The following is a 16,247-nucleotide window of genomic DNA, read 5'->3' on the forward strand; positions in this document are numbered from 1 at the left end:
CTAGTGCCGGCGGGCGAAGGCTTCCAGGACGAGTTGGGCGCGGGTGCCGATGGGCGTCGTGTTCTCCGCGAGGAAGCGGGGGACGTCCTCGATGGCCAGCAGAAACGGCTCGATGAGCTCGGACGGCTCGGGCTGGGCGTCGGCCACCTTCTCCACCTGGGCGAACACCACGTGCACCGTCTCGTCGGTGAGGCCGGTGGACGAGAAGCCCGCCTGCGGCAACGGCTCAAGCGCGGCCGCGCCCAGGTCGGCGCGCAGGGCGTAGCCCGTCTCCTCGCGCAGTTCGCGGTCGACGCAGGCGGTCAGATCCTCGCCGTCGTCCACGAGCCCGGCGGGAAACGCGATGCACCAGCTGTTCAGCGGATAGCGGAACTCGCGGATGAGCAGCAGCTTCCCGTCGGGCGTCTGGCCGACGATGCACACGGCATCGGCCGCCGCCCGCTCGCCGCGCGCGTGGGCCTCGAGCTCGGCGCGGTAGGCGTCGATGCCCTTGCGCGAGGCGCTCTCGTATTCGTAGGCCGAGCCGTCGGGCATCGTGTAGACGAGGATGTACTTCTTAATCCACCCGTCCGACACCTGGCGGACGTCGGCGAGTTGGGGAATATCGGTGGGCATGGAGGCTCCTTCTTTTCAGGATGCTTCACGTGAAGCATCTGCGGGCAGGTTAGAAGTCGAAGACCTCGCCGACGTTGGCGGCGATGCAGAGGTCGGCTTGGCGGTCGCGCGGGGTGGGCGTGCGGTTCACGATGACGAGGTGCGAGCCGTGGAAGAAGTCGATGAGCCCGGCGGCCGGATACACCGAAAGCGACGTGCCCGCCACCACCAGCAAGCCCGCCGAGGCGATGGCGTCAACGGCCCCCTGCATGGTGCGCTCGTCGAGCGGCTCCTCGTACAGAACCACGTCCGGCTTCACGATACCGCCGCAGGCGGGGCAGCGCGGCACGCCGTCGTCGGCCTGCGCGCGCAATTCCAGCAGCTCCTCCACGGAGAACGCCGCGCCGCAGCGCATGCAGAAGTTGCGCAGCACGCTGCCGTGCAGCTCGAACACGCGCTCGCTGCCGGCCTTCTGGTGCAGGCCGTCGATGTTCTGCGTGACCACGGCCGCGCACGTGCCGGCGCGCTCGAGCTCAGCCAGCTTCTCGTGCGCGCGGTTCGGCCGCGCGTCGAGCGCCAGCATGCGGTCGCAGTAGAAGTCGAAGAATTCCGCCGGGTGCGCGTCGAAGAAGCTGCGCGAGATCATCTGCTCGGGCGGGTAGGGGTATTTCTGCGCGTACAGCCCGTCGGGGCTGCGGAAATCGGGGATGCCGCTCTCGGTGGACACGCCCGCGCCGCCGAAGAACACCATCCCGGCGGCGGGGGCCTTGTCGATCCAGGTGCGCAGCGTCTCGATCGCGCGCTTCGTGCTGTCGTCCATAACGCTCCTTCCTCGGGAATGAGACCATACTAGCGCCGGTGTCACCGGAAAGCATAGCACGCGCGCGGCGCTCCTGCGATTTGCGTGGAATCCCCTTCGAGTTTCGGTGGCGAAGCTGCCGGGCGGGCTTCGAGGCGTCCCCCGTTTGCTATCATCGACCCCTATGGCGAAGAACAGGAAACAAGGTTGGTTGAAGACGATGCTGGGTGTTGCGCTCGGGTGCGTGGTCGCGGTCGCGGCGGTGTTCGCAGTGACGAACATCGTGACGATCGCCACCGCGAAGGACCTCATCGTGGAGCCGCAGGCGGCCGAGGGCTTCGACGCGGACGCCATCGTGGTGCTGGGCGCATCGGTGCTCGCCGACGGTACGCCCTCGGGAATCTTGAAGGACCGCCTCGACGACGGCATCGCGCTGTACGAGCGCGGCGTGGCGCCCAAGCTCATCATGAGCGGCGACAACTCCACCGTGTCGTACAACGAGGTGAAGGCGATGAAGGACTACGCCGTCTCGCAGGGCGTGCCGAGCGAGGACGTCTTCTGCGACCACGCGGGCTTCTCCACCTACGAGAGCATGTACCGCGCCAAGCACGTGTTCGGCGCGGATCGCATCGTGGTGGCCACGCAGACCTACCACCTGTACCGGGCGCTCTACGCGGCGCAGGGCCTGGGCGTCGAATGCCTCGGCGTGCCGAGCGACTACCGCGCCTACGCCAACCAGCTGCAGTACGACATCCGCGAGATCCCCGCGCGCACGAAGGACTTCTTCAAGACGCTCTTCCAGGTGCCCTCGACGTTCGTCGGCGACCCTATCAGCCTGGACCAATCCGGCGACGTCACGGAGGGCTGAGCCGGCAGATCCAGGCTCGATGCGGCAGGATTTTTCGGCTGTGGCACAGATTTTGGCCCTACGGCCGCCTTTTGCGGGTGTCGCGCGACGTTTCCCCAGGTCGGTTTTCGCGCCGGGCCGCCCGCTCTGCCACAGCCGAAAAATCCTGCCACAAGCATCCGGACATCACGCGCAGGAGGGCTTCGGCTTCGCAGGTTACGGGGTCGAGCACGGGGATGCCGGCGGCTTGCTGGAGGGCGGGGGCCAGGTTGATGGTGGAGAAGCCGGTGCAGGCGAGCGCGATGACGGCGGCGCCCGCATCGCGCAGGTCGCGCGCGGCGTCGAGCGCGGCGGCCTGCCCCGCAGCCCCAAGCAGGTCGCGCGTGTCGCGCACGCCTTCCGGCACGACGTTCGCCAGCAGGCGCTCGCCCAGGATGCGCGCGAATGCCTCCGGCGCGTCGGGCGTGATGCCGATGACGCCCACGGGCCCGTCCGCCAACGCGGCCGCCGCCGCGGCCATGCTCTCGCCGGCTCCCACCACCGGCACACCCGCGACGGCGCGCGCCTCGGCCACGCCGGGGTCGTCGGCGCAGCTCACGACGATGCCGTCCACGCCCGACGCCTCCAGCTCGCGCGCGAGCGCCACCACCTTCGGCACGGCCGCGCGCTTGGTGGCGGCGTCGTGCACGCCCTCGGGCTGGTCGGGGATGCAGCGCGACACGGCGCGCACCTGCGGGAACATCCGCTCGATGAGCCGCCCGTGCGCCTCCACCCGCTCCTGCTCCTGCGTGATGACCCGTATGATGCCCACCGCCAGCTCGTCCATGGCTACACGTACCTTTCGATGAGATCGATCAGGTCCTGCTTCGAGTGCAGGGCCGTCTTCTCAAGTATACGCCTGGTGTGCGTGCGCACGGTGCTCTCCGACACAAACAGCGCCTCGGCGATCACCTTGGCCGAGCGTCCGCGCGCCAGGTACGGCAGCACCTCGGCCTCGCGCCGCGTGAGCCCGTAGTAGCCGGCTATCTGGTCGAGCACGTCGCCGTCGGGCTCTGCGGCGGCCTCCGGGACAGGCGGGGGCTCCTCCTTGGGTTCGGCAGGCGCCGCCGCCAGCTCCTCCTCCTTCGCCCGGGCCCCGCCAAAGTGCAGAAACGAGAACCGATGCCGCGCGTGATGCAGCAGCGCGAGCATGGCAAGCACGTACACCGCACCCACCGACACGCCGATGACCAGGAGGGACGGGCTCTCCGGAATGAGCATGACCACATAGCCGATGCCGATGCCCACCAGCCGTGCGATGATGGACACGCCGCGCACGATGCCGCCCACCACGAAGCCGGAGACGGCCAGGTCGTAGGCGGTCGAGGTCACCATGTACCAGATGATCACGTCGAACACGCCGTAGCAGGCGCTCATCACCACATTGAGCTCCACGGGGTTGGTGGTCCAGAACACCGGCATGAGCGCGAACAGCACCACGAGGATGGGCACGATCACCTTGAACGTGAGCGCCAGATCGATGCGCCGCCGGGCGAACAGCACGAGCCCGATGAGCGCGAGCGCCGCCGCCACGTTGGCGACGAGCGGCAGCCGGTGCGCCTCGTAGGCGGAGTCCACCGAGATCACCGTCATCTGCCACACGAACCCGAACAGGCACGACAGCACGAGGCTCGCCAGGATCAGGCTCACGAGCGAGCCGAGCGCGGTCCGGTACCGCTGCGGATCGGGGGAGGGCGCCGCGCGGTCGGCCGGCACCTCGCGGTTGCAGCGCGCCAGGCACAGCTGCGACAGCACGGGCAGGGGCAGCATGAGCGCGAGCGCGGGCGCCCCCAGCTCCTCGGAGCAGAACGAGAACGCCACGAACAGCAGCGCCGTGAGCAGCAGCACCGCCGGCAGGTAGAACGACGTGCGCGAGGGGTGCATGCGCCCGAGGCATTCCGCCCAGCTTCCCCAGAAGTAGCCGAAGCCCACGCCCGTCAGCACCGCGCCCGCCAGAAGCATCGCGAGCGCCGGCACCTCGGGCAGGCCCGCGCTTGCGGCCGCGCCCGAGCCGGCCAGCAGCCCGAGTCCCGCCATGATGCACGCCGTGAACGCGGGCGCGGGCAGCCGGTCGTAGAACGCGGGGGTGCGCTCCATGCGCGAAGCCACGAGGAACAGGGTGGTCATGTTGGCCACGAACGACACGATAACCACGAGCGTCTGGTGCCCGGTGGTGTCGAAGGGCCCCGAAAGCAGGATGGAGCTGCGGAACGTGAGCATGCTGCACGCCCAGAAGAACGCCAGCCCGAGATGGCGCACGCGCAACGTCTTCCACACCATGCGCATGCTGCGTCGATCGCGTGTTCGCGAAGGGCGTTCGGGCATCAACGGCCCCCTCCTCGTCTTGAGCGCGCCCGCTTCCCATCGGGCGGCGCGTCGTTCCCTCGATGTCAGTAAAAGCTTACCATCAGCGCAAACATTCAAATCATCAATAATTGATGATACTTGCGCGACACCCCCGTCATAGCATTTTCCGCGTCGAAGAAAGGGGGCTGCGATGGCCGGCGTGCCAAATGATACCATACTGATAGGATTACTGGCGTGCGCTCCGGTGTTCTCAACCGGATTCGCTGACGACGCGCCGGAGGCCGACGCCGCCGGCATGCCCGAGGACGCTCGGCGCTTGCTTGCCGCGCACGGCCTTCCCGTCCCCGATCCGGTGGACTCTGCGGCGCGCCGTGTGGTGGAGCGCGAGGTGCTCACGCCGGGCATGCCGCTGGCGGCCATGCCGGTGGAGTCGCTGTACAAGCCGTGGACGTCCCTGCCGGGTTCGCAGTTCGGCGGCTCGCGCGGGCTGTACCTGGGCGACGCGGCGCGCCACGTGCAGTCGCTCTACGACGCGCTCCAGGTGGAGGTGCCCGAGCGCTTCGCGGCGATGCCCGACCACCTGTCTCTTCTCTGCGAGCTGCTGGCGCTGTATGTGGAGGCGGGCAACGACGAGGCGGCCCGCCGTCTCGCGCAGGATCACTTCGACTGGCTCGACGCCTACGACGCGGCGCTCGCAGAGCGCGCGGAGCAGGCGGCCTCGGCTCCGGCGTATGACGAGGAGGGGCGCGCCGCCTTGGCGCGCGGCATCGGCCAGGTGCGCGCGCATGTCGCGCTCGCGGCCGGGCTCGCGCGGCTCGCGGGGCAGGGCGCGCCGACGCCGGACGGGGCGCAGACGGCACCATCAAGGGAGGAAAGGAAGGAAGCGAAATGAACTCATCCGTAACACGGAGGACGTTCCTCAAGGGGTCGGCGGCCACTGCGGCGCTGGCCGCGACGGGCGTCGGCGCAAGCTCTCTGGGCGCCTGGCAGGCCGAAACGGCCCACGCCGAGGGCTCCTACGAGCGCAAGGAGGGCGCGTCGCTGTGCAACGGCTGCTCCAGCAAGTGCGGCCTGGTGGCCACCACGCTGGGCGGCCAGCTGTTCACGCTGCGCGGCAGCGACTCGCACCCCTACGCCAAGGGCACCATCTGCGGTCGCGGCCACGGGGTGGCGCAAATCGCCTACTCCGACGAGCGCCTCACCCAGCCCATGCGCCGCACGGCCGACGGCTCGTTCGAGGCCATCGACTGGGACACGGCCTTCTCCGAGATCGGCGCCAAAGTGAAGGACATCCTGGCGCAGAACGGCCCCGAGGCCCTCGCCATCGTGCAGGATCCGCGCCCGTCGGGCAAGCAATACTCCAAGTTCTTCATCAACGCGCTCGGCTCGGCCAACATCTACACGCACGGCGCGGCGTGCAACGCCTCCAAGGAAAGCGGCTTCGCGCAGACCATCGGCGCCGGCAACTTCTCGGTGGACTTCGGCAGCTCGAAGATGGTGGTGTTCATCGGCCGCAGCTACGGCGACGGCATCCGTCCTTCGTCGGTGCAGAGCCTGGCCGCCGCGGCCGACAAGGGCACGCGCATCGTCATCGTGGACCCGCGCCTGAACAACACCGGCATCTTCGCCACCGACTGGGTGTCCATCAAGCCCGGCACCGACCTGGCGTTTCTGCTGGGCATCTGCAACGTGCTCATCGAAGAGGACCTCTACAGCCACGAGTTCGTCGAGCAGAACACGGTGGGCTTCGAGGAATTCGCGGCGCAGGCCAAGGAGTACACCCCCGCGTGGGCCGAGCAGCAGTGCGGCGTGCCGGCGGCCACCATCGAGGAGCTTGCCCGCGCGCTTGCGAAAGCCGCTCCGGCAGCTGCCATCGAGGCTTCCTGGCGTGCGGCGTTCGGCTGCTCGTACCAGAACTCGTTCGACACCGCGCGTGCGGTGGCGGCGGTGAACGCGCTTCTGGGCAGCTGGGGCGCGAAGGGCGGTGCGCTCATCACGTCCTCGCCGAAGGCGGGCGATGTCGATCCGCAGAAGTTCCCCAAGATCCCGAAGCCCGAGGCCAAGCGCGTGGGCGATGCGGACTACCCGCTGGCTCCCAGCGGCATGGGCACGAACCTGGCCGTGCTGCAGGCGGCGCTCGACGGCACCATGAAGGGCGTATTCTTCTACAACTCTAACGCCGTGCAGGGCTATGCTCAGCCGAAGGTGTGGCGCGAGGGCCTGGAGAAGACCGACCTGGTGGTGACCATCGACGTGCACATGTCCGAGACGGCGATGGCCTCCGACTACGTGCTGCCCGAGTGCAGCTACCTGGAGCGCATGGAGCTGCCGGAGTTCATCGGCGGCAAGAAGCACTTCGTGGCCATGCGCACGCAGGTGCTCGACCGCATCCACCCCGAGACGAAGTCGTGCGACGAGATCTTCGTCGGGCTTGCCGAGGCGTGCGGCGTGGGCCAGTTCTTCCCGTTCACGGTTGAGGAGCTTGCCGAGGCGCAGCTGGCCACCGTGGGCGTGAGCCTGGACGAGCTGAAGGAGAAGGGCATCGTGGAGCTGCCCGACCCCGGCTTTGAATACAAGGCCCCCAAGTTCAAGACGCCCACTGAGAAGTTCCAGTTCACCTCGGAGGCCGTGGGCAAGGCCGGCCTCAATCCGACCATCGGCTGGGTGCCGCGCCTGGTGGAGCCCAAGGAGGGCGAGTTCTACCTCATCGGCGGCAAGCAGGGCATCCACTCGCACACCATGACGCAGAACATCGCCAGCATGAACGCCATCTCGCGCGAGTACGGCCTGGAGCGCGCTTGGATCTCCGCGCAGGATGCGGACGAGCTGGGCGTTAAGGACGGCGACATGATAGAGCTCTCGTCGAGCGAGCATACCGGCCAGGTGGCGGCGCGCGTGACCGAGCGCATGCGTCCCGGCGTGGTGTATTTGCCCACGCACTACGGCGGATCGTCGCCGTACCAGAGCCGCGCGTTCGAGTTCGGCCTGAACATGACCGATTTCGTGCCGTTCCACATGGAGCCGGGCACGGGTGCCACCATGAGCCAGGAAGTGGCCGTCACGGTGAGGAAGGTGGAGGCGTAACATGACCCGCTACGGAATGCTCATCAACACCAAGAAGTGCGTCGGCTGCTACGCCTGCCGCATGGCGTGCCAGATGACCAACAAGCTGGAGCCTGAAGAGGCGTTCATCAGCTACAAGGAAATCGAGCAGGGCAAGTACCCCAGCGTGTACGCCGAGACGGTGCCCGTCCAGTGCATGCACTGCGAGAACGCCCCCTGCCAGCAGGTGTGCCCCACGCACGCCACCTATACCACCGATTCCGGCGTGGTGCTGGTGGAAGAGGAGAAGTGCATCGGCTGCAAGTATTGCATGGCGGCGTGCCCCTACGGCGTGCGCATCCAGATCGAGAAGACCGGCGTCATCGAGAAGTGCCGCTTCTGCTGGGATGGCGAGAACCCGGGCAACCCGCCGGCATGCGTGGGAACCTGCATCTCCGGCGCGCGCGTGTTCGGCGACCTGGACGATCCCGAGAGCGACATCTCGCGCGAGATCGCCCGCACGAACGCCCAGCCTCTCGCGGGCGACCTGACCGAATCCAAGATCTACTACGTGAGGTGATGAACCATGGTTTGGGGACCTATGATCGCATGGTACCTGTTTCTGGCCGGCGCGTCGGCGGGTGCCTTCCTGACCTCGGCTTTCGTTGAGGCGAAGTATCCTGACAGCGTGAAGATGCGTGTGGCCGGCCGCATCATCGCCCCGGTGTTTCTGGGCATCGGCCTGGTCATGCTCATGCTGGACGCCGAGGCGGGGCTGCACAACCCGCTGCGCTTCTTCTTCCTGGTCATGAACCCGGGCTCGGTCATGACGCTGGGCGTGTACTTCATCTGCGTGTTCATGCCGGTGGCGCTCGTGTCGGCGCTGCTCGAGATCCTGAAGAAGCCCGTGCCGAAGTGGCTCACGTGGATCGGCATCGTGTTCGCGTTCGCCGTGGCGGCCTACACCGGCTTCCTGCTGGGCGTGGTGAAGGCCTTCCCGCTGTGGAACAACGCCATTCTGCCCATCCTGTTCGTGGTGTCGGCGCTGTCGGCCGGCCTGGCCGCCACATCGCTGGTGGGCCTGATCGTGGACCGCGAGCGCTTCGAGCAGATGTGGCTCATCAAGAAGTCGCACGTCATCCTGTCGGCCATCGAGATGGTGGTGCTGTTCACCATGCTCCTCATCGTGAGCGCGGGCAGCGTTGAGGGCGCGGCGTCGGTGCACGCGCTCCTCGTGGGGCAGTACGCCCCGGCGTTCTGGGGCGGGCTCGTGCTGCTGGGCCTCGTGGCGCCGTTCATCATCGAGGGCTACCCGGTGTTCATCACGAAACGCGTCGAGACGTCCATGACCTCCATGGTGGTGAGCGTCATCGGCGAGGCCGGCGTCCTGGTGGGCGGCTTCGTCCTGCGCCTCCTGGTGATCCTGGCCGCGCTCCCGGTGATGTACCTGTAGCGCCTCCGAGCGACATACCCGCACTGCCCCCACGGGCGCCGCACCCCCTCCGCGGCGCCCGTTTTGCGCGCATTGTCGCCCCAAAAACACGCCTCGAGAGCCAAAAGCGTGTTTTTGGGGCGACAATGATGGGGGCTCGCAGCGCCCCCTCGGCCCCGAGCCGTCAGCGGTACTTCTCGATGAGGTCGATGACTTCTTGCTTGGAGTGGAGGTCGGTCTTCTCGAGGATGCGGCGGGTGTGGGTGCGGATGGTGTTCTCGGACACGAACAGGGCGTCGGCGATGACGCGCGCCGAGCGGCCGCGCGCGATGAAGGGCAGAAGCTCGGCCTCGCGGCGCGTGAGGCTGAAGTCCTCGGCGATCATCTCGAAGATGGCCTCGTCGCCCGTCGCGGCGGGCACCGCGGGCGGCTCGGGGGCCGCCTCGACCGCTTCCGCCTCCGCTTCCACTTCCGGCTCCACTTCCGGCTCCGGCTCGATCTTGACCCCGTGCTTGCGCCGCATGCTGTAGAACAACCCCAGCATGGCCAGCACGTACACCGCGCCCACCGACACGCCCACGATCAGCAGCGACGGGCTCTCCGGGATGAGCATGAGCAGATACCCGATGCCGATGCCTAGAAGCCGCGCCAGGATGGACAGCGCGCGCACGATGCCGCCGATGACGAAGCCCGACACCGCGAAGTCGTAGGCGCTCGAGGCCACCATGTACCAGATGATCACGTCGAACGCCCCGTAGCTCGCGCTCATCACGGCGTTGAGCACGATGGGGCTCGTCTCCCAGAAAAACGGCATCACCGCGAACAGGATGACGATGACGGGCACGATGACGCGGTACACGAGCGCCAGATCCAGCCGCTTGTGCGCGTACAGCACGAGCCCGATGAGCCCCGCCGCCACCACGAGGTTGGCCACGAGCGGCGCCTGATGGGCCTCGTTCACCGATCCCACCGACAGCACGGTCATCTCCCACACGAGGCCGAACAGAAGCGACAGCACGAGGCTGGCCACGATGAGCGTGACGAGCGAGGCGAGCGCCGTCAGATAGCGCTTCGAGTCGGCGATGCGGGCGTAGCTCCCGTCGGGCACCTCGGCGTGGCAGCGCCGCAGGCAGATAAGCGACAGGACGGGCAGCGGCAGCATGAGCAGAAGCGGCGGCACGCCCTCCTGCTCCGTGGCCAGCGAGACAGCCAGGAACAGCGCGGCCGTGAGCAGAAACGCCATCGGCACGTAGAACGACGTGCGCGAGGGATGCATGCGCCCCAGGTACTCCGCCCAGCTTCCCCAGTAGTAGCCGTAGCCGACGCCGGAAAGCACCGAGCCGCCCACCAGAAGCGCGATCATCGCCGCCCCGTCGGCAACGAGCCCGGCCAGGCTGAGCACGACGATGCCTGCCATGATGAGCGCGCAGAACAGCCATCCGGGAAGCCGGTCGAACACGGCCGGATCGTGCTCCATGAAGGCGGCGATGGCGAACAGCACGGTCATGTTGGCCACGAACGAGACGAGCACGACGAGCGTCTCGAGCTCCGGGGTGTTCGCGGACCCGGAGAGCAGGATGGAGCTGCGGAACGTGAGCATGCTGCACGCCCAGAAGAAGGCGAGGCCCACATGCCGCAGCCGTAGCGTCTTCCATACCATGCGCATGCTGCGACGGTCGCGTGCGGCCGACAGCTGTGTGCCCATGTTCCTTCCCTTTCCCCCCGACGGGCGCATCTCCCGTCGCCAACTCCAAGCCCTCAGGGTGAAACTATATCCCATCAGGCAAAACACGTAAATCACCAGAAACTGATTACCCGGCGTTTCCCCGACGAGCCTAGGATGGCCACGTCGAGAAAGGACGAACCGTGCATACAGCCTCGCATACAGCTTTCATATTATCGCTCATAGCGCCGCTGTTTTCCCACCTGAATGATGAGGATTACGGCTACGTGCTGCAAAACGCGGCTTGGCAGCATGTGCGCGAGGCGGCGGGCGTCCCGGGCAGCGAGCAGCACGAGGCGCTCGCGCTCCCCTCATGGGAGGAGCGCTCGACGTTCCAAAACGAGCTTCTGATGTCGGGCATGCCCTTCGCGGCGATGCCGGTGGAGTCGCTGTACAAGCCGTGGTCCGCGTTGGCCGGCAACGCGTACGGCGCGACGCGCGGGCTGTACCTGGGCGACTCCGCGCAGCATATGAAGGACGTGTACCAGGCGCTCGCCATCGAGGTGCCCGCCGCCTTCGCGTCCATGCCCGACCACCTGACGCTCGAACTGGAGCTTCTGGCCATGTTCCTGATGGCGGGCAACGAGGCTGCGGCGCGCGACGTGGCGCGCGACCACTTCGACTGGCTCGGCGAGTACGACGCCGCCCTCGTCGATAGGGCGGAGCGGATCGCGCGGTGCGAGGACATGGCACCCGACCGCCAAGCGGCCCTTGAGCGGGGCGCCGCCTTCCTGCGGGCGCTCGTCGCCCTGGCGGGCCGCCTCGTCGCGGACGTCGCCGCCACCGCCACCGACGCGCATAAGACGCGCGTCGCCGTATGACCTACCGGGCGCTCGCCGCTGCAAGCAAGCGCCCTTTCCTAGGTGAAGCAAGAACGCAAGACGAAAAGGGAGGAAAGGAATGAGGGAGACAACGGTATCGCGTAGAACGTTCCTCAAGGGTTCGGCCGCGACGGCCGCGCTCGCCTGCGCCGCGGGATCCATCTCGATGGGATCGTGGCAAGCCGAGCGCGCCGCAGCGGCCGAACCGGCGAACGTGCAGGAGGCGCCGTCGCTGTGCAACGGCTGCTCCAGCAAGTGCGGCCTTGTGGCCAAGACGGTGGACGGCAAGCTGTGGACCGTCCAGGGCAACGAGAAGCATCCCTACGCCAAGGGCCGCATCTGCGGCCGCGGCCACGGCCTGGCTCAGATGGCGTACTCCGACGAGCGCCTGACGCAGCCCATGCGCCGCAAGGATGACGGCTCGTTCGAGCCCATCGACTGGGACACGGCGTTCTCCGAGATCGGCGCCAAGGTCAAGGACATCATCGCCAAGAGCGGCCCCGAGGCCCTCGGCATCATCCAGGACCCGCGCCCGTCCGGCAAGCAGTATTCCAAGCGCTTCATGTATGCGCTCGGCTCGGCCAACGTGTACGCGCACTCCTCGTCGTGCAACCTGTCGAAGGAAAGCGCCTACCAGCTCACCATCGGCGCGTCCAACTTCTCCACCGACTTCGGCAACGCGAAGATGGTCATGTTCATCGGCCGCAGCTACGGCGACGGCATCCGCCCCTCGTCGGTGCAGAGCCTGGCCGACGCCGCCGAGCACGGCACGCGCATCGTCATCGTCGACCCGCGCCTGAACAACTCCGGCATCTTCGCCAGCGACTGGGTGCCCATCACGCCCGGCACCGACATCGCGCTGCTCCTGGGCATGGCCAACGTGCTCATCGAGGAGGACCTCTACGACCACGAGTTCGTCGAGAACAACACCATGGGCTTCGAGGAGTTCGCCGCCGAGGTGAAGGAGTACACCCCCGCCTGGGCCGAGAAGATCTGCGACGTGCCTGCCGAGCGCATCGAGGAGCTGGCCCGTGCCATGGCTAAGGCCGCGCCCGCCGCGTCCATCGAGGCCAGCTGGCGCGCCGTCATCGGCTGCTCGTACGCCAACTCCTTCGAGACGGCCCGCGTCATCACCGCCGTGAACGCGCTTCTGGGCGCCTGGGGCGCCAAGGGCGGGGCGCTCATCACCTCATCGCCGAAGGCCGGCAAGATCGAGGACGCCCGCTTCGCCGATCCGGCCAAGCCGGAGAAGCCGCGCGTGGGCAACAAGGAGTACCCGCTCGCCCTCGACAGCGCCGGCACGAACCTGGCCGCGCTCCAGGCTGCGCTCGACGGATCCATGAAGGGCCTGTTCTTCTACAACTCCAACGCCGCGAAGGGCTACGCGCAGCCGAAGAAGTGGACCGAGGCCCTGCAGAAGGCCGAGCTCGTGGTGACCATCGACGTGCAGATGTCCGAGACGGCGCTCCAGTCCCACTACGTGCTGCCCGAGGTCACCTACCTCGAGCGCCTGGAGCTGCCCGAGTTCGTGGGCGGCAAGAAGCACTTCGTGGGCATGCGCACCGTGTCCATCGACAAGGTGCATCCCGAGACGAAGACCTGCGACGAGATCTTCAACGGCCTGGCCGAGGCGTGCGGAGTGGGCGAGTACTTCCAGTTCACCGCCGAGGAGTGGGCCGAGGCTCAGCTGGCCACCGTGGGCGTGACGCTCGACGCCATCAAGAAGGACGGCGTGGTGGAGCTGCCCGATCCGAAGTTCGAATACGGCGCGCCGAAGTTCAAGACGGCTTCCGGCAAGTTCGAGTTCAAGACCGACAAGGTGGGCGAGGCCGGCCTGAACGCGCTCATCGGCTACGTGCCGCGTAAGGTGACGCCGAAGGAAGGCGAGTTCTACATCGTGGGCGGCAAGCAGGGCATCCACTCGCACACCATGACCCAGAACATCGAGGCCCTGAACGCTATCTCGCGCGAGTACCACATGGAGCGCCTCTGGATGGCCGCCAAGGACGCCGAGCAGCTGGGCGTGCAGACGGGCGACATGGTGGAGGTGTCGTCGAGCGAGCACACCGGCCAGGTGGAGGTGCGCGTGACGCAGCGCCTCAAGCCCGGCACGGTGTTCCTGCCCACGCACTACGGCGGAGATTCGTCCTACCAGTCCCGGGCCTATCAGTACGGCATCGCTCTGACGGACTTTATCCCGTTCGACATTGAACCCGGCGTCGGCTCGATGATGAGCCAGGAAGTCGCCGTCACGGTGAAGAAGGTGGAGGCGTAACATGACACGCTACGGAATGCTCATCAACACCAAGAAGTGCGTCGGCTGCTCGGCCTGCCGCCTGGCTTGCCAGATGAAGAACCACCTGGAGCCCACCGAGGCGTTCATCCGCTACGAGGAGCGCGAGACGGGCGAGTTCCCCCACGTGTACAACGAGATCGTCCCCGTGCAGTGCATGCACTGCGAGGACGCTCCCTGCGAGAAGGTGTGCCCCACGCACGCCACCTACATCACCGATTCCGGCGTGGTGCTGGTGGACGAGAACAAGTGCATCGGCTGCAAGTACTGCATGGCCGCGTGCCCTTACCAGGCCCGCATCGTCCAGGAGAAGACCGGCGTCGTGGAGAAGTGCCGCTTCTGCTGGGACGGCGAGAACCCGGGCAACCCGCCCGCATGCGTGGGAACCTGCATCTCCGGCGCGCGTGTGTTCGGCGACCTGGACGATCCCGAGAGCGAGATCAACCAGGCCATCGCGAAGTACCACGCGCAGCCCATCGCAGGCAATCTGACCGAATCCAAGATCTTTTACGTGAGGTGATGAACCATGGTTTGGGGACCTATGATCGCATGGTACCTGTTTCTGGCCGGCGCGTCGGCGGGAGCCTTCCTGACGTCCGCGTTCGTGGAAGCCAAGTACCCTGAAAGCGTCAAGATGCGCGTGGCCGGCCGCATCATCGCGCCCATCTTCTTGGGAATCGGCCTGCTCATGCTCATGCTGGACGCCGAGGCGGGCCTCATGAACCCGCTGCGCTTCTTCTACCTGGTGATGAACCCGGGCTCCGTCATGACGCTGGGCGTGTACTTCATCTGCATCTACATGCCGGTGGCCCTGGTGGCGGCGCTGCTTGAGATCCTGAAGAAGCCCGTGCCGAAGTGGCTCACCTGGATCGGCATCGTGTTCGCGTTCGCGGTGGCGGCCTACACCGGCTTCCTGCTGGGCGTCGTGAAGGCGTTCCCGCTGTGGAACAACGCCATCCTGCCCATCCTGTTCGTGGTGTCGGCGCTGTCGGCGGGGCTTGCGGCCACGTCGCTCGTGGGGCTCTTCGTCGATCGCGAGCGCTTCGAGCACATGTGGCTCATCAAGAAGTCGCACGTCATCCTCTCTGCCATCGAGCTCGTGGTGCTGTTCACCATGCTGCTCATCGTGAGCGCGGGCAGCGTGGAGGGCGCGGCGTCGGTGCACTCCCTCGTGGCCGGGCTCTACGCGCCGGCGTTCTGGGGCGGCATCGTGCTTCTGGGCCTCGTGGTGCCGTTCATGATCGAAGGCTACCCGGTGTTCATCGCCAAGCGCGTGGAGACGTCCACCACCTCGCTCGTGGTGAGCGTCATCGGCGAGGCGGGCGTGCTGGTGGGCGGCTTCCTGCTGCGCCTGCTGGTCATCCTCTCCGCGCTTCCCATCCTGTTCATGTAACCGACTCGGCGCGTTCCGCTTCCCCCTTGGCGGAACGCGCTTCGGCCCGCCGGCCTTCCCCGGCGGAGCCGCTTCCCCCCTTCTGGGCGCCGCGCCTTCCCCCTTGTCGAGCGCGGCGCCCGCTTTTGCTTCGCTGCAAGGAGCGGGGCGTTTCGCCGGGTGAACGGCGAAAGGTTTCAGCTCGCCGTCGGAATGGGCACGCTTGCTTGACGGATGGGCGACCTGGGGCCGGACGGTCGTAAAGTTGGGCGGCGCGCGAATAGAGACGAAGCGCGCGATCTCAGACGAATCGAGGTGCAATCTATGGAAGGCTCCCGCGTCCCGCACTGGGGCATGGTCATCGACCTGGCGAAATGCGTCGGGTGCGACTCGTGCACCGTGGCGTGCAAGGCCGAGAACCGCACGCCTCCCGGCGTGTCGTACAACGTGGTGCTCGAGCAGGAGGAGGGCACGTTCCCCAACATGCGCATCCAGGCGGTGCCGCGGCCGTGCATGCAGTGCGAGAACCCGGCGTGCGTGAGCGTGTGCCCGGTGAGCGCCACGTATCGCGGCGAGGACGGCATCGTGGTCATCGACGCCGACCGCTGCATCGGGTGCAAGTACTGCATCGCCGCGTGCCCCTACGGCGCGCGCTCGGCCGACGAGGGGTCGTCCTATGCGGCCGAGGTGCAGGCGGCCGACCAGGTGACCGCGCCCGAGTACGGCGTGGACCGGGGCGCGCGCGGCAAGTACGTGGGCACGTACGGCACCGTGCGCAAGTGCACGTTCTGCGCGCACCGCATCGCCGAGGGCGAGGCGCCGGCGTGCTGCGAGACGTGCATCGGCGACGCGCGCTACTTCGGCGATTTGAACGACCCCGACTCCAAGGTGGCGCGCCTGGCCGCCTCGCCGCGGGCGTTCCGCCTGCGCGAGGAGCTGGGAACCGCCCCGTCCGTCTACTACTTGAAGTGAGGTGAG

15 protein-coding genes are annotated in these 16,247 nt (G+C 67.3%); 10 read left to right on the forward strand and 5 right to left on the reverse strand.

The genetic code is table 11. The features are described 5' to 3' along the window. Positions 1–615, reverse strand: coding sequence for an NUDIX hydrolase (locus FX134_RS11255; RefSeq protein ID WP_080801869.1), 615 nt, complete (start codon positions 613–615; stop codon positions 1–3). A gap of 49 nt (positions 616–664) precedes the next feature. Further along, on the reverse strand, positions 665–1,414 hold the full coding sequence (locus FX134_RS11260) for an NAD-dependent protein deacylase (RefSeq protein WP_080801872.1): 750 nt from the start codon (positions 1,412–1,414) through the stop codon (positions 665–667). A 199-nt stretch (positions 1,415–1,613) separates the two neighbouring features. Here FX134_RS11260 and FX134_RS11265 point away from each other — a divergent pair, with 199 nt between their 5' ends. Then, positions 1,614–2,261: a SanA/YdcF family protein gene (locus tag FX134_RS11265; protein ID WP_080801875.1), complete on the forward strand. Its 648-nt coding sequence runs from the start codon at positions 1,614–1,616 to the stop codon at positions 2,259–2,261. A gap of 58 nt (positions 2,262–2,319) precedes the next feature. Here the strand turns inward: FX134_RS11265 and FX134_RS11270 are convergent, their stop codons facing one another. Beyond that, the gene (locus tag FX134_RS11270; RefSeq protein ID WP_080801878.1) at positions 2,320–3,066 is read right to left on the reverse strand and encodes an aspartate/glutamate racemase family protein; all 747 of its coding nucleotides are present in this window, start codon (positions 3,064–3,066) and stop codon (positions 2,320–2,322) included. A gap of 2 nt (positions 3,067–3,068) precedes the next feature. Then, positions 3,069–4,559 carry a helix-turn-helix transcriptional regulator gene (locus FX134_RS15020; RefSeq protein WP_325063575.1) on the reverse strand — a complete coding sequence of 497 codons (1,491 nt, stop codon included), beginning with the start codon at positions 4,557–4,559 and terminating at the stop codon, positions 3,069–3,071. A gap of 217 nt (positions 4,560–4,776) precedes the next feature. On the opposite strand from FX134_RS15020, the gene FX134_RS11280 reads away from it, so the two are divergent. Genes FX134_RS11280 through nrfD (FX134_RS11295) form a run of 4 tightly spaced genes read left to right on the forward strand, consistent with a single transcriptional unit; the run spans position 4,777 to position 9,081 of the window. Further along, entirely contained in the window at positions 4,777–5,478 is a 702-nt protein-coding gene (locus tag FX134_RS11280; RefSeq protein ID WP_080801884.1) for a molecular chaperone TorD family protein, read from the forward strand. Then, positions 5,475–7,670 carry a molybdopterin-containing oxidoreductase family protein gene (locus tag FX134_RS11285; RefSeq protein WP_080801886.1) on the forward strand — a complete coding sequence of 732 codons (2,196 nt, stop codon included), beginning with the start codon at positions 5,475–5,477 and terminating at the stop codon, positions 7,668–7,670. The genes FX134_RS11280 and FX134_RS11285 overlap by 4 nt, the downstream gene beginning before the upstream one ends. 1 nt (position 7,671) lies before the next feature. Then, positions 7,672–8,208, forward strand: coding sequence for a 4Fe-4S dicluster domain-containing protein (locus tag FX134_RS11290; protein WP_080801889.1), 537 nt, complete (start codon positions 7,672–7,674; stop codon positions 8,206–8,208). A gap of 6 nt (positions 8,209–8,214) precedes the next feature. Next, positions 8,215–9,081, forward strand: coding sequence for an NrfD/PsrC family molybdoenzyme membrane anchor subunit (gene nrfD, locus FX134_RS11295; RefSeq protein ID WP_080801892.1), 867 nt, complete (start codon positions 8,215–8,217; stop codon positions 9,079–9,081). A gap of 163 nt (positions 9,082–9,244) precedes the next feature. Here the strand turns inward: nrfD (FX134_RS11295) and FX134_RS11300 are convergent, their stop codons facing one another. Further along, positions 9,245–10,765, reverse strand: coding sequence for a helix-turn-helix transcriptional regulator (locus tag FX134_RS11300; RefSeq protein ID WP_080801895.1), 1,521 nt, complete (start codon positions 10,763–10,765; stop codon positions 9,245–9,247). Positions 10,766–11,010: 245 nt separating this feature from the next. On the opposite strand from FX134_RS11300, the gene FX134_RS11305 reads away from it, so the two are divergent. From FX134_RS11305 to FX134_RS11325, 5 genes are all read left to right on the forward strand, one after another. Continuing rightward, the gene (locus FX134_RS11305) at positions 11,011–11,604 is read left to right on the forward strand and encodes a molecular chaperone TorD family protein (RefSeq protein ID WP_232050929.1); all 594 of its coding nucleotides are present in this window, start codon (positions 11,011–11,013) and stop codon (positions 11,602–11,604) included. Positions 11,605–11,683: 79 nt separating this feature from the next. Further along, a complete protein-coding gene (locus tag FX134_RS11310; protein WP_080801901.1) occupies positions 11,684–13,879 on the forward strand; it encodes a molybdopterin-containing oxidoreductase family protein in 2,196 nt (731 codons plus the stop codon). A 1-nt stretch (position 13,880) separates the two neighbouring features. Continuing rightward, complete coding sequence (locus tag FX134_RS11315) at positions 13,881–14,417, forward strand: 4Fe-4S dicluster domain-containing protein (protein WP_080801905.1); 537 nt, start codon at positions 13,881–13,883, stop codon at positions 14,415–14,417. 6 nt (positions 14,418–14,423) lie between these two features. Then, positions 14,424–15,290, forward strand: a complete 867-nt coding sequence (nrfD, locus tag FX134_RS11320) for an NrfD/PsrC family molybdoenzyme membrane anchor subunit (protein ID WP_080801908.1) — start codon at positions 14,424–14,426, stop codon at positions 15,288–15,290. Positions 15,291–15,593: 303 nt separating this feature from the next. After that, positions 15,594–16,241, forward strand: a complete 648-nt coding sequence (locus tag FX134_RS11325; RefSeq protein WP_080801911.1) for a 4Fe-4S dicluster domain-containing protein — start codon at positions 15,594–15,596, stop codon at positions 16,239–16,241. Positions 16,242–16,247 lie beyond the last annotated feature (6 nt).

It is taken from the genome of Arabiibacter massiliensis, from assembly GCF_902386925.1.
Taxonomy (GTDB): Bacteria; Actinomycetota; Coriobacteriia; order Coriobacteriales; family Eggerthellaceae; genus Arabiibacter; species Arabiibacter massiliensis.